Raw genomic sequence first — 13,825 nt, 5'->3', positions numbered from 1 at the left:
ACCCCACCAAACGCAGCCCCTCGAGGCTGCCACGAACCACACGACAACGGCGCCGTGTTGCCCCGCTCCAGCCTTGGAGCGGCGGTAACCGGCGCCGTTTTTGTTTTCCGGTGAGGCGATGATGAGTGCGACCATTCGCAGCGTGTGCCCCTATTGCGGCGTGGGCTGCGGCATCCTGCTGCAAGCCGAGGGCGGCCGGGTAGGGCGGGTGAGCGGCGACAAACAGCACCCCAGCAACTTTGGCCGGCTGTGCACCAAGGGCCAGAGCAGCCACATTCCCCTGGCCGACGCCGGCCGCCTGAGCCACGCCTGGCTGCGCCGTGAGCGCCAGCATCAGCCGGCCCAGGTCGAGCTTGACCAGGCCATCGAGGCCAGTGCCGCGCGGCTGCGGGCGATCATCGAGCGTGACGGCCCCGACGCCGTGGCCCTTTATGTGTCTGGGCAGATGTCGCTGGAGGCCCAGTACCTGGCCAACAAGCTGGCCAAGGGGTTTATCGGTACCCAGCACATCGAGTCGAATTCGCGGCTGTGCATGGCCAGCGCCGGCACCGGCTACAAGCAATCTCTCGGCGCCGACGGGCCGCCCGGGGCCTACCAGGATTTCGACCACGCCGACCTGTTCTTTGTCAGTGGCGCCAATATGGCCGACTGCCACCCGATCCTCTACCTGCGCATGATGGACCGCATTCGCAGCGGCGCGCGGCTGATCGTGGTCGACCCTCGGCGCACCGCCACCGCTGAGAAAGCCGACCTGTTCCTGCAACTGCGCCCCGGCACCGACCTCGCCCTGCTCAACGGCCTGCTGCACCTGCTGTATCAGAACCACCGGCTCGACGCGCGCTTCATTGAGCAATACACCGAAGGCTGGGAGGCCATGCCGGCGTTCCTGGCGGACTACACCCCGGAGGCGGTGGCGCAGATCACCGGCCTGGCGCTGGCCGACCTGCATACCGCCGCCGAATGGATCGGCCTGGCGCCAAACTGGATGAGCTGCTGGACCATGGGCCTGAACCAAAGCACCCATGGCACCTGGAACACCAATGCGCTGTGCAACCTGCACTTGGCCACCGGGGCGATCTGCCGCCCAGGCAGCGGGCCGTTTTCCCTCACCGGCCAGCCCAACGCCATGGGCGGCCGCGAGATGGGCTATATGGGCCCGGGCCTGCCCGGCCAGCGCTCGGCGCTGGTGGCCGAAGACCGCGCCTTCGTCGAGGCCCAGTGGGGCTTGCCCGCCGGGCGCCTGCGCAGCGAAGCCGGGCAGGGCACGGTGGCGATGTTCCAGGCCATGGCCGCGGGGCAGATCAAAGCCTGCTGGGTCATCTGCACCAACCCGGTGGCGAGCATGCCCAACCGGCAAACGGTGATCGACGGCCTGCGCCGCGCCGAACTGGTGATCACCCAGGATGCCTTCCTCGACACCGAGACCAACCGCTACGCCGACATCCTCCTGCCCGGCGCGCTGTGGGCCGAGGCCGACGGCGTGATGATCAACTCCGAACGCACCCTGACCCTTGCCGCCCAAGCCGTGGCGCCGCCTGGCCAGGCCCTGGCCGACTGGCAGTTGATCGCCCGGGTGGCTTGTGCCATGGGCTATGCCGAGGCGTTCAGCTACCGCAGCGCCGAAGAGGTGTTCGAGGAGATTCGCCGGTTCCACAACCCGGCCACCGGTTACGACCTGCGTGGCGCCAGCTACCCGCGGCTGCGTGAAGGCCCGTTGCAGTGGCCTTGCGCCAGTGCCGAAGCGCCAGCGCGCAACCCCCAGCGCTACCTCAACGATGGCGTAAGCCAGGTGCTGCGCCTGCTGCCCTCGGGCGAACGCCCTGGCTTGAGCTTCGCCACCGCCAACGGCCGGGCACGGTTTTACCCGCGCCCGCATATGCCCCCGCAAGAAATGCCCGACGAGGCCTACCCGTTGTTGCTCAACACCGGCCGCCTGCAGCACCAGTGGCACACCCTGACCAAGACCGGCAAGGTGCCGGCGCTGAACAAGCTCAACCCCGGGCCGTTCATCGAAGTGCACCCGCGCGACGCCGAGGCCTTGGCGCTCAAGGACGGCGCGCCGGCGCGGCTGCGTTCACGGCGCGGCGAAGCGCTGTTGCCAGTGCGGGTGAGCGAGCGGGTGTTGCCCGGCAACTGCTTTGTGCCGTTTCACTGGAATGACCTGCACGGCGAGCAGCTGTGCATCAACAGCCTGACCAGCGACGCGGTCGACAGCGCCTCGCTGCAGCCCGAGCTGAAGGCCGCCGCCATCGCCCTCAGCCCCCACGAGGTAGCCGCCGCCGTGAGCCCTGCAAACACTGACCTGCTGGCCAACATCGGCGGCCTGCTCGCCGACGAAACCCTGTACCTGCAAGGCTTTTTGCTCGGCCTGGCGAGCGAGGCCGGCCAACGCCAGCCTGGCGTGCCGGTGCTGCCCGCCAGCGCCCCGGTCGCCGCGCCACGGCGGTTGCTGTTCGACGGCCTGCTCGCCGGGATGTACTCGCGCGCCGCCGCCGCCGCCGCCGAACCGGCGCCGTTACCCACCGGGCCCGAGCATCTGGTGTTGTGGGCGTCGCAGACCGGCAACGCCGAAAGCTTCGCTGAACGCTGTGCGCGGCAGTTGGCCGAACGTGGCCTGGCGGTGCGCAGCCTGGCGATGAACGACGCCAGCGTAGACGCCCTGCAAGGCGCGGCCAGCCTGCTGCTGGTGGCCAGCACCTTTGGCGACGGCGAAGCCCCGGACAACGCCGGGGACTTCTGGCAACGCTTGCAGGGCGCGGCGCCGCTGCCCGCGCAGCGCTACGCGGTGCTGGCCTTCGGCGACAGCAACTACGAGCAGTTTTGCGGTTTTGGCCGGCGCCTCGACGCCCACCTCAAAGCCCTCGGCGCCGCGCCGCTGGCCGCCCGGGTAGACTGCGAAGCCCATGACCTGGCCCCGGCCGAAGGCTGGCTGGCGAGCATCTGCAGCACCCTGGCCAGCAGCGCCGCCGTGGCCACCCCAGCGCCCGCGGCCATCGAGCCCGCCTTGTACGACCGCCGCCGGCCATACAAGGCCACGCTGCTGAGCAATGCCGTGCTCAATGCCGAAGGCGCCAGCAAGGAAACCCGCCAGGTGGTGTTCGACCTCAAGGGCAGTGGCCTGACCTACCAGGCCGGTGATGCCCTGGGGGTATGGCCCACCAACTGTTTGACCCTGGTCGAGGCGCTGCTGGCCTGCCTGGGCCTGGACAGCAGCCAGCCGGTGAGCATCCCGGACCAAGGCGAGATGCCCCTGGCGCTGGCCCTGCACCGCCACCTCGACATCACCCGGGTGACCCCGCAATGGCTGGCGTTCATCGCCGAGCGCAGTGGCGATGCGGCCCTCGCCGAGCGCCTGCTGCCGGGCAACCAGGCGCAATTGGCAGAGTGGCTGTGGGGCCGGCAACTGCTCGATGTGTTGGAAGCCTACCCGCTCAGCCTGAGCGTGGAGGAGTTGCTCGGCCTGCTGAAGCCGCTGCAACCGCGCCTGTATTCGATCAGCTCCAGCGCCCTGGCCCACCCCGAGCAGGTGCACTTGACCGTGTCCACGGTGCGCTACAGCAGCGCCGGGCGCAGCCGCAGCGGCCTGTGTTCGGGGTTTCTGGCTGACCGCGCCGGGCAGGCGCGGGTGCCGATCTTCGTGCAGCGCTCGGCGCATTTTCGCGTACCGGCAGCCCCCACCACGGCGATGATCATGATCGGCCCTGGCACTGGCGTAGCGCCGTTTCGCGCCTTCTTGCAAGAGCGCCAGGCCCAGGGCGCGACTGGCCAGCACTGGTTGTTCTTCGGCGAGCAATACGAGGCCAGTGACTTCTACTACCGCGACGAACTGCTCGCCTGGCAAGCCGAAGGCCACCTGCAGCGGCTCAGCACGGCGTTCTCCCGGGACCAGGCGCAGAAGGTCTACGTGCAGCAGCGCATGCTCGAGGAGGGCGCGACGCTGTGGCAATGGCTGCAGGCGGGCGCCCATGTATACGTGTGCGGCGATGCGGCGCGCATGGCCAAGGACGTAGACGCCGCGTTGCAGGCGATCGCCCAGGCCCATGGCGGCCTCGATGCTGAGGCGGCGGCGCAGTATGTGCGCGCCCTGGCCAAGGGCAAGCGCTACCTGCGCGACGTGTACTGATGCCCCGTGCTGGTGCCGGCTGCACCGCCTTGGGTCGCGCAGGCGCCCCGCGGCCCCGCTGAAAGCCCCGAAACAGGGGGCTTCTGCGGTTGGCACAGTCCCTGCTACAGCTACCCCAGCATTGTTCAGGGGCCAATGGCGGCCCGGCAATGACACACACAATCGAATCGTGGGCAAAGGCGCCCGGAGCTTGAAAAAGCTCCGGGCGCTTTTTTTTGCCCGAAAAAAACCGTGAACGGCTGGCACGAGGTAATTCAATGAACGCGATCGTGGCGCAAGCGCCCAAGCAAACCCTGGTCATCGTCGGCAATGGCATGGTCGGCCACCACTGCGTCGAGCAGTTGGTGGCGCGTGGGGCGCTGGCGCGGTTCGAACTGCACGTGTATGGCGAAGAGCCCCTGCGCGCCTACGACCGTGTGCACTTGTCGGAATACTTCGGCGGCGCGGATGCCGAGACCCTGGCGATGTGCGCCCCGGAGTACTACCGCGAGCAGGGCGTGCACCTGCACCTGGGCGAAGCGGTGCTGGAGATCGACCGCAGCGCCCGCCAGGTGGTGACGGCCAACGGCCGCCAGGGCTACGACGCCTTGGTGCTGGCCACCGGCTCGTACCCGTTCGTGCCGCCGATCCCCGGCGCCGAAGGCGGCTCGCGGTTGGTGTACCGCACCCTCGAAGACCTCGACCGCATCCGCGACGCCGCCCAGGGCGCGCGCCGCGGCGTGGTGGTCGGCGGTGGGCTGCTCGGCCTGGAGGCGGCCAACGCGCTGAAGTCCCTCGGCCTCGAGGCCCATGTGGTGGAGTTTGCCCCGCGGCTGATGCCGGTGCAGTTGGATGCCGACGGCGGCGCCGCGCTGCGGGCGCGCATCGAGGCGCTGGGGGTGAGTGTGCACTTGTCGCGCGCGACCCAGGCGATTGCCGCCGGTGAGGAGGGCTACCGCTACCGAATGAATTTCGACGGCGGCGAGTACCTGGAAACCGACCTGATCGTGTTTTCCGCCGGCATTCGCCCGCAAGACGCCCTGGCCCGTGCCGCCGGCCTGGCCCTCGGCGCCCGTGGCGGCGTGGCGGTGGATGACCAGTGCGTGACCAGCGACCCGGCGATCCTCGCCATTGGCGAGTGTGCCAGTTGGAACGGCGGCATCTTCGGCCTGGTCGCGCCGGGCTACACCATGGCCCGCACCGCCGCCGCGCAACTGCTGGGCGAAGCCGGCGCGGCCTTCACCGGCGCCGACATGTCGACCAAGCTCAAGCTGCTCGGCGTCGACGTGGGCTCGATCGGCGACGCCCACGGCGCCACCCCGGGCGCGCGCAGCTACCGCTTCATCGACGAGGCCAGCGGCAGCTACCGCCGGCTGGTGGTCGATGCCGCCGGTAAGCGGGTACTCGGCGCGGTGCTGGTGGGCGACAACAGCTACTACGACACCCTGTTGCAATACGCCCTCAACGGCCTCGCCCTGCCGGCCGACCCGGCCGGGTTGATCCTCCCCGCCGGGGACGGCGCGCCGGCGCTGGGCGCCGACGCCTTGCCCGACAGCGCGACCATCTGCTCATGCCATAACGTCACCAAGGGCGCGATCTGCTCGGCCATCGACGGCGGCTGCACCGACCTGCCCGCGCTCAAGGCCGGGACCAAGGCCTGCACCGGCTGTGGCGGCTGCGCGGCGTTGCTCAAGTCAGTGTTCGAGCACGAACTGATCGCCCGCGGCGTGGCGGTGGACAAAAGCCTCTGCGAACACTTTGCCTACACCCGCCAAGACCTCTACAACCTGGTGCGGGTCGAGGGCATTCACAGCTTCGACGAGTTGCTCGCGCGCCACGGCCAGGGCCACCTGGGGTGCGACATCTGCAAGCCGGCGGTGGGCTCGATCCTCGCCTCGTGCTGGAACACGCCGATCATGGAGCCCTCGCTGGTGCCGCTGCAGGACACCAACGACACCTTCATGGCCAACATGCAGAAGAACGGCACCTACTCGGTGGTGCCACGCATTCCCGGCGGCGAGATCACCCCGGAAAAACTCATCGTGATCGGCCAGGTGGCGCAGAAATACAACCTCTACACCAAGATCACCGGTGGCCAGCGCATCGACCTGTTCGGTGCCCAATTGCACGAACTGCCCGACATCTGGAGCGAGCTGATCGCCGCCGGCTTCGAAACCGGCCACGCCTATGGCAAATCCACCCGCACGGTGAAAAGCTGCGTGGGCAGCACCTGGTGCCGTTACGGCGTGCAAGACAGCGTGGCCATGGCCCTGCGTATCGAAGACCGCTACAAAGGCCTGCGCTCACCGCACAAGCTGAAGTTCGCGGTGTCGGGTTGCACCCGTGAGTGCGCCGAAGCGCAAAGCAAAGACGTCGGCGTGATCGCCACCGAGAAGGGCTGGAACCTCTACGTGGCCGGCAACGGCGGCATGCGCCCGCGGCATGCCGAGCTGTTCGCCACTGACCTCGACGATGAACAGCTGATCCGCTACATCGACCGCTTCCTGATGTTCTACATCCGCACCGCCGACAAACTGCAGCGCACCTCGGTGTGGCGCGAAAGCGTCGAGGGCGGCCTGGATTACCTCAAGGCGGTGATCCTCGACGACAGCCTCGGGCTTGGCGCGGAACTTGAATCGCAAATGCAGCACGTGGTCGATCGCTACGAATGCGAATGGGCCAACGCGCTGAAGGACCCGGAAAAACTCAAGCGCTTCCGCACCTTCGTCAACGACCGCCGCGCCGACCCCGGTGTGCAGTTCGTCAACGAGCGCGGCCAGCGACGCCCGGCCTTCGAGGCCAGTACAACGTTGATCCCCGTGATCGAGGAGGCTGTGTGATGAGCACCGCGAACCAGTGGCAAACCCTCTGCACCCGCCAGGACCTGGTCGCCCACTCGGGCGTGGTGGCCTGGCACGAAGGCGCCCAGGTGGCGCTGTTCTACCTGCCGGGCCAGGAGCAGGAACTGCACGCGATCGACAACCATGACCCACAATCGGGCGCCAACGTGATCGGCCGCGGGTTGATCGGGCACTTGATGGGCGAGTTCGTGGTGGCAGCGCCGCTGTACAAACAGCACTACCGCCTGCGCGACGGCCACTGCCTGGAGCGCCCCGATGAAGTGCTGCGCACCTGGCCGGTGCGGTTCAATGGGGATGTGGTGGAGATTGGCGGGTAGGGTACGGCGGTAGGGCCCATCGCCCGGCACAGCCGGCCTCCCACGGGTTGGGTATTGCCTCGTAAATCCGGGGCTTACACAAATCTGGTGGGAGGCCGTGGTCTGGCACTCCGGCTGTGCCGGGCGAAGGGCCCTCGAAGGTTCACACCGCCAGGGCAGCCTGCCCATGGGGCACATAATGCCCATGCCCGGATACATGCCCCTCGTTAAAAAAATCCAGTAGCGCCTCGCGGGTATGATCACGCGCGCCCTGGTGCTCCATGTCGAGAAAATGCCCGGCCTCGGGAATTTCCCTGAAGCGCGCCTGGCGCAGGTGGGGGGCGAACTGGCGGGCGTCCTGGTGGGAGGTGTATTCATCCCACTCGCCGTTGACGAACAGCAGCGGCACGCGGATGTGCGGCGCCGCGTTCAGCGCGCAGGCCAGGTGGTTTTGCAGCACCTCGCTGACGTGCGAGTGCATCTGCAGGTATTCGTAGTCGGCCAGGCTGCTCACGTGGCGGTAGTTGAAGCGCTTGAACAGCGACGGCAAGTGCTTGCCGATGGTGTCGTTGATCAGGTGGCCGATGGCGCAGCGGTCGCAGGCGGCCAGCACCTCGACGCCGCGTTCGAGGTAGTCGCGCATCGGACCGTTGAGCACCGGCGAGAACGAGTTGATCGCCGCCCGCTCGATGTGCGCCGGGTTCTTCGCCAGCGCCATCATGGCGCAGGCGCCGCCCCAACTGAACGAGATCAGATGCTGGGCGCGAAAGTGCTCGATCAGGCTCAGCAATACCTGGCTTTCTTCTTCCTTGGTCACCAGCCGCTCGTGGCTGTTGTGCGGCCGCGACTTGCCGGCATAGGGCTGGTCGTACAGCACCACGTTGAATTGCGGTTGCAGGTTGCGCACGGTTTGCGCGAAAGAGGCAGTGGTGGCCAGCGACCCATTCACCAGAATGATCGTCTTGGCGCCCGCGGCACTGGCGCGATAGTACTCCGTGTACACCCGGTACGGTCCTTGTACATCCAGCACAGCGGTTTCTGGCCTCATAGTCGTCGACTCCTGGCAAAAAACGAGTACTCGCGCAAATGACTTTGCACGGTGTTTGTGACAAACACGTAGACAGGGGTAGGCAAAGCGCCTGGCAATGGCCCGTGTCGATCCTTGAAGGCGGCCGACGCTTGTTGTTCTAAGAGGGCGCTCACTACCTGGGGGCCCAGGCAAAAGCTGTGTTGATTTTTATTAGCAGTATTGCGGCCATAACTGGGCCGAACGTTATGCAGTCAAGCAGTGCATCGCCGCGCTCGCAAGGGCAATTGCGCGGCCGTTCCGGTGGTTTCTGCCGAGCGGTCGCCTGTTGTCAGACCAAGGCGATTTCTTCAGTGCTCAACGCGCGGTATTGCCCCGGTGCCAGGCGGCTGTCCAGCTGCAGCGGGCCCATGCTCAGCCGGTGCAAGCCCACCACGCGGTTCTGGAAGTGGCCGAACATGCGCTTGACCTGATGGTAGCGCCCCTCCACCAGGCACAGCTCGGCCACATGGCTGCCCAACAGGGTGAGTTGGGCCGGCTGGGTGGTGAGGTTCTCGAAGGCGAAATACAGCCCGCGGGCGAACACCTCGGCGTACTCGGGGAGGATCGGCGCCTCGGTGTACACCCGGTAGCGCTTGGGCAGCTTGCTGCCGGGCTGGGTGAGCCGGCGCGACCATTGGCCGTCGTTGGTGAGGATCAACAAGCCGGTGGTGTTGTAGTCCAGCCGCCCGGCCAGGTGCAGCTCTTGCTTGTTCGGCAGCGCCAGCAGGTCGAGCACGGTGCGGTGCTGCGGGTCATGGGTGGCGCTGGCGCAGCCGGTGGGCTTGTGCAGCATGTAGTAGCGTGCCGGGCGACCCGGCTGGATCACCGCGCCGTCGGCCTCTACCGTGTCGAATTCGCTGACTTCATGCTCCGCCTCGCGCACCACCGCGCCGGCCACCCGCGCGCGCCCGGTGGCGATCGCCAGGCGTGCTTGCTGGCGGTTGAACGGCCCGCGCAAGGCGAGCAAACGGTCAAGGCGCATCGTGGGGGCGGCCTTGCAGTTGCTCCAGCACCCCGGCGCAACGCGGGCACAGGCATTGGGCATTGCGCAGGTGTTCAGGCAGCGCCAGCAGGCGCGCGGGGGCGATGCTCACCTCGAAGCACCAGCACGGCGCGCCACTGTCGCCTTCGGCCAGGGCGCACTGGTTGCTCGCGCCGCAGGCCGGGCAGGTGGTGGGGTCAGCCATGGCGCGGGTGGGCCGGGATCAGAATCGTATCCCGCGCCTCGTCCAGCAACCCCGGATAATCCAGGGTGTAATGCAGCCCGCGGGACTCCTTGCGCTGCATCGCCGAGCGGATCATCAAGTCGGCCACCAGCGCCAGGTTGCGCAGCTCGATCAAGTCGCGGCTGACTTTGTAGTTGCTGTAGAACTCGTCGATCTCATCGAGCAGCAGCGCCACCCGGTGCGCGGCGCGCTGCAGGCGTTTGGTGGTGCGCACGATGCCCACGTAGTCCCACATGAAGCGCCGCAGTTCGTCCCAGTTGTGGGCGATGATCACGTCTTCGTCGGAGTCGGTCACCTGGCTGGCGTCCCAGGCCGGCAGGGCGGCTGGCAGGCTGACGCTGGCCAGTTGCGCCTGGATGTCGTGGGCGGCGGCGCGGGCGTAGACGAAGCACTCCAGCAGCGAGTTGCTGGCCATGCGGTTGGCGCCGTGCAGGCCGGTGAAGCTGGTTTCGCCGATGGCATAGAGGCCGGGCAGGTCGGTGTGGCCCTGGTCGTCGACCACCACCCCGCCGCAGGTGTAGTGGGCCGCCGGTACCACCGGGATGGCCTGGCGGGTGATGTCGATGCCAAAGCCCAGGCAGCGTTCGTACACGGTGGGAAAGTGCGCCTGGATGAACTCGGCCGGCTTGTGGCTGATGTCCAGGTACACACAGTCGAGGCCCAAGCGTTTCATCTCATGGTCGATGGCGCGGGCGACGATGTCGCGCGGGGCGAGTTCTTCGCGCGGGTCGAAGCGCGGCATGAAGCGTTCGCCATTGGGCAGGCGCAGCACCGCGCCCTCGCCGCGCAGGGCCTCGGTGATCAGGAAGTTCTTCGCCTGCGGGTGGTACAGGCAGGTGGGGTGGAACTGGTTGAACTCCAGGTTGCCGACCCGGCAGCCGGCACGCCAGGCCATGGCGATGCCGTCTCCACAGGCGCCGTCGGGGTTGCTGGTGTACAGGTACACCTTGGCCGCGCCGCCGGTGGCCAGCACGGTGAAGCGCGCTGCCAGGGTATCGACTTCGCCGCGGGCGCGGTCAAGCACATAGGCGCCCTGGCAGCGCTGGCCGTCGTGGATCAGGTCGACCGCCACGCGCTGCTCCAGCAACTCGATGTTCGGCCGTTGCCGGGCGCGCGCCAGCAGGGTGTCGAAAATCGCCGCGCCGGTGGCGTCGGCGGCGTGGATGATGCGCCGCTGGCTGTGGCCGCCCTCGCGGGTGAGGTGGAAGGCATAATGCGGCTCGCCCTCGCCGTCATCGGGGGTGAACGGCACGCCTTGCTCGATCAGCCACTCGATGGCTTCGCGGCTGTGCTCGACGGTGAAGCGCACCGCGTGCTCCTGGCACAGCCCGGCGCCAGCGACGAGGGTGTCTTGCACGTGGGAATCAACCGTGTCGCGGTCATCCAGTACCGCCGCGACGCCGCCCTGGGCGCGGTAGGTCGAGCCGTTGGCGAGATCGCCCTTGCTCAGCACGGCGACCCGCAAATGCGCCGGTAGCGTCAGCGCCAGGCTCAAACCGGCAGCACCGCTGCCGATCACCAGTACATCGAATTGCAAGCTGTGTGGCATGTTCGGGGTTCCGCAAAGGCTGCCGCTGTAAAAACGGGGCAGCTTCTTATTGACAGGGCGATGCGCGGGGCGCTGGCGCCAATCACGCGGCGGCGGCAGAATACCGCCGGTAACCTTCGTGGCATTCTGAGATTACCGCACCCCCGCGTAGCCGCCATTTATAGCAGCGCCGGGGCCCGGCGCGCCACCGGTGGGCGAGGGCAGGGGCGGGTTCTTGTAGGAAATTGGCTACAAGCTGATTGGAACTTTCTCTGAACCGCCGGAATCCATAGGGGGTTGCGCAAGGGAAGGGACGCAGCGCCTGTATCGCGCGTTTGGCGGTGGTGCGGGCGTCAATAAGATTATTTTCGCGACCGGCAGGTGGCCGGGGCGCGTTTTTCCGTGTGGTGTCAAAACCTGCTTTACGGAAACTTGCTGGAGGGGAGAACTTTTGCGAAAAGCCCGAGTCTATGGTTGCAAGCCTGAACCGCGGCCTTTGCAGTGCTCCAGCGAGCACAATGAGGAGTGTTCATGCTAACCCAGGAAGAAGATCAGCAACTGGTCGAGCGCGTGCAGCGTGGCGACCGGCGAGCGTTCGATCTGTTAGTGCTGAAATACCAGCACAAGATACTCGGGTTGATCGTGCGCTTCGTGCACGACACCCACGAGGCCCAGGACGTGGCGCAGGAAGCGTTCATCAAGGCGTACCGGGCGTTGGGGAATTTTCGCGGCGACAGCGCGTTCTATACGTGGCTTTACCGCATCGCCATCAACACGGCGAAGAACTATTTGGTGTCCCGGGGACGGCGGCCGCCTGATAGCGATGTAAGTTCTGAGGATGCGGAGTTCTACGATGGCGATCACGGCCTGAAGGATCTCGAGTCTCCGGAGCGGTCGTTGTTGCGCGATGAAATCGAAGGCACCGTCCATCGAACCATCCAGCAACTGCCCGAGGACCTGCGTACGGCTCTGACGCTGCGCGAGTTCGACGGTTTGAGTTACGAGGACATTGCGAGCGTTATGCAGTGTCCGGTCGGCACCGTGCGCTCTCGGATTTTCCGCGCTCGGGAAGCCATCGACAAAGCTCTGCAGCCTTTGCTGCAGGAAACCTGAGACAGCGGCGACAGCCAAGAGAGGAACCGCCATGAGTCGTGAAGCGTTGCAGGAATCGCTGTCCGCGGTGATGGATAACGAAGCGGACGAACTGGAATTACGTCGTGTATTGAATGCAATCGACGATACCGAGACCCGGGCCACCTGGTCGCGTTATCAGATCGCCCGCGCTGCGATGCACAAAGAGCTGCTCAACCCGCGCCTCGACCTGGCCTCGGCCGTGTCGGCAGCGCTGGCGGACGAAGCCATCCCGGCCAAATCCGCGCCGCGCCCATGGCGTAGCCTGGGCCGCCTGGCGGTCGCAGCATCGGTTACGGTCGCCGTGCTGGCAGGCGTGCGCCTGTACAACCACGACGAAGTCAGCGGTGCCCAACTGGCCCAGCAGCAAAGCGCGCAACCGGCCATGGCCGCGCCGCAAGCTCAAGGCCCGGCGGTACTGGCCAACTACACCGAAAGCGCCGAGCCCGCCAAAGGCCCGATGGCCAACGGTGTGCTGCAGAACCAGGCTGGCTGGCAAAACGACCGGCTGCCGGGCTACCTGCGCCAACATGCTCAGGAAGCTGCGATGAAAGGCGCCGAATCGGCACTGCCTTACGCCCGCGCCGCGAGCATGGAAAACCGCTAAGGAACCTCGTTGCGAGCACTGCTCCTACCGCCATTGCTGGCCGCCTGCTGCCTGAGCGCCAACGCCCAGGCAGCGCCCGACGCGGCGCAATGGCTTGACCGGCTGGCCCAGGCCGAGCAAACCCAAAGCTTCCAAGGCACGTTCGTTTACGAACGCAGCGGGAGTTTCTCAACCCACGACATCTGGCACCTGGCCGATCACGGCGAGGTGACCGAGCGTGTGTTGCAACTCGACGGCTCCGCCCAGGAAGTGCTGCGGGCCAAGGGTGTAACGCAGTGCGTGAGCGGCTCGCTGGAGGCGGGGGTCAACCCCACCGCCAGCAGCGCCCAGCGCCAATTCGACCCCCTCAAGCTGATGAGCTGGTACGACCTCAAAGTCGCCGGCCGGTCGCGCGTGGCCGGGCGCCAGGCGGTGATCATCACCCTCACCCCGAAAGACCCGAACCGCTACGGCTTCGAGTTGCACCTCGATGAACAGACCGCGCTGCCGCTGAAGTCGCTGATGGTGACCGAGCGCGGGCAATTGCTCGAGCGCTTCCAGTACACCCGTTTCGACACCGCCGCGCCGGCCGCCGATGAACTGCGCGCCAGCGCCAATTGCAACCTGGTCAGTGCTGCCGCGCTAACGCCGGCCAGCACTGCCGCGCCGAAGCCCGCCAGCGCCCTGGGGCTGCGCGCCGACTGGCTGCCCGAAGGCTTCGAGCTGACCGCCAGCCAGTTGGCCAAGGCCTCGGGCGACCGCGCCGCGCTCACCCAGTTGATGTACGACGATGGCCTGGCGCGCTTCTCGGTGTTCGTCGAGCCGCTGCTGGGCGCCCAGGCCAGCGACGCCCGCACCCAGCTCGGGCCGACCTCGGCGGTGTCGCGCCGCCAGGCCGCGCCAGGGGGCGACGTGATGGTCACCGTGGTCGGGGAGATCCCCCTCGGCACCGCCGAACGCATTGCGCTGTCGATGCACCCGCTCGACACCCAGCCCCATTGATGGCCTTGGGCCCAGCGGGTTTGC

10 protein-coding genes are annotated in these 13,825 nt (G+C 67.1%); 6 read left to right on the top strand and 4 right to left on the bottom strand.

The window, feature by feature from the left end; all coding sequences use genetic code 11:
- Positions 1–118: 118 nt before the first annotated feature.
- The 3 genes from ACFZCE_RS05435 to nirD all read left to right on the top strand — a co-directional run bounded on the left by ACFZCE_RS05435 (position 119) and on the right by nirD (position 7,280).
- Positions 119–4,123, top strand: a complete 4,005-nt coding sequence (locus ACFZCE_RS05435; RefSeq protein WP_390936781.1) for a molybdopterin-dependent oxidoreductase — start codon at positions 119–121, stop codon at positions 4,121–4,123.
- 257 nt (positions 4,124–4,380) lie between these two features.
- Positions 4,381–6,942: a nitrite reductase large subunit NirB gene (gene nirB / locus ACFZCE_RS05430; RefSeq protein ID WP_390936779.1), complete on the top strand. Its 2,562-nt coding sequence runs from the start codon at positions 4,381–4,383 to the stop codon at positions 6,940–6,942.
- Positions 6,942–7,280, top strand: a complete 339-nt coding sequence (nirD, locus tag ACFZCE_RS05425; protein ID WP_390936778.1) for a nitrite reductase small subunit NirD — start codon at positions 6,942–6,944, stop codon at positions 7,278–7,280. The genes nirB and nirD overlap by 1 nt, the downstream gene beginning before the upstream one ends.
- Before the next feature lie 142 nt (positions 7,281–7,422).
- On the opposite strand, the gene ACFZCE_RS05420 is transcribed toward nirD, so the two are convergent.
- The 4 genes from ACFZCE_RS05420 to nadB form a co-directional block, all read right to left on the bottom strand.
- Complete coding sequence (locus tag ACFZCE_RS05420; protein ID WP_390936776.1) at positions 7,423–8,307, bottom strand: alpha/beta fold hydrolase; 885 nt, start codon at positions 8,305–8,307, stop codon at positions 7,423–7,425.
- A 310-nt stretch (positions 8,308–8,617) separates the two neighbouring features.
- Complete coding sequence (locus ACFZCE_RS05415; protein ID WP_390936775.1) at positions 8,618–9,310, bottom strand: pseudouridine synthase; 693 nt, start codon at positions 9,308–9,310, stop codon at positions 8,618–8,620.
- On the bottom strand, positions 9,300–9,515 hold the full coding sequence (locus ACFZCE_RS05410; RefSeq protein WP_390936773.1) for a cysteine-rich CWC family protein: 216 nt from the start codon (positions 9,513–9,515) through the stop codon (positions 9,300–9,302). Before ACFZCE_RS05410 ends, ACFZCE_RS05415 begins: the two co-directional genes overlap by 11 nt.
- The gene (gene nadB / locus ACFZCE_RS05405; protein ID WP_390936771.1) at positions 9,508–11,103 is read right to left on the bottom strand and encodes an L-aspartate oxidase; all 1,596 of its coding nucleotides are present in this window, start codon (positions 11,101–11,103) and stop codon (positions 9,508–9,510) included. The genes ACFZCE_RS05410 and nadB overlap by 8 nt, the downstream gene beginning before the upstream one ends.
- A 510-nt stretch (positions 11,104–11,613) precedes the next feature.
- Between nadB and rpoE the strand changes: the two genes are divergently transcribed.
- From rpoE to ACFZCE_RS05390, 3 genes are read left to right on the top strand one after another with little or no spacing between them, the layout of a single operon-like run.
- Positions 11,614–12,195: an RNA polymerase sigma factor RpoE gene (rpoE, locus tag ACFZCE_RS05400; RefSeq protein ID WP_003252049.1), complete on the top strand. Its 582-nt coding sequence runs from the start codon at positions 11,614–11,616 to the stop codon at positions 12,193–12,195.
- A gap of 31 nt (positions 12,196–12,226) precedes the next feature.
- A complete protein-coding gene (locus tag ACFZCE_RS05395; protein WP_390936769.1) occupies positions 12,227–12,820 on the top strand; it encodes an RseA family anti-sigma factor in 594 nt (197 codons plus the stop codon).
- Positions 12,821–12,829: 9 nt separating this feature from the next.
- The gene (locus ACFZCE_RS05390; RefSeq protein WP_390936768.1) at positions 12,830–13,801 is read left to right on the top strand and encodes a MucB/RseB C-terminal domain-containing protein; all 972 of its coding nucleotides are present in this window, start codon (positions 12,830–12,832) and stop codon (positions 13,799–13,801) included.
- The last annotated feature ends 24 nt before the right edge of the window (positions 13,802–13,825 follow it).

This window comes from Pseudomonas sp. NPDC007930 (assembly GCF_042958985.1).
Lineage (GTDB): Bacteria > Pseudomonadota > Gammaproteobacteria > Pseudomonadales > Pseudomonadaceae > Aquipseudomonas.
The sequence above is the reverse complement of the archived record's forward strand: the minus strand, read 5'-3'. Positions and strand labels throughout refer to the sequence as shown.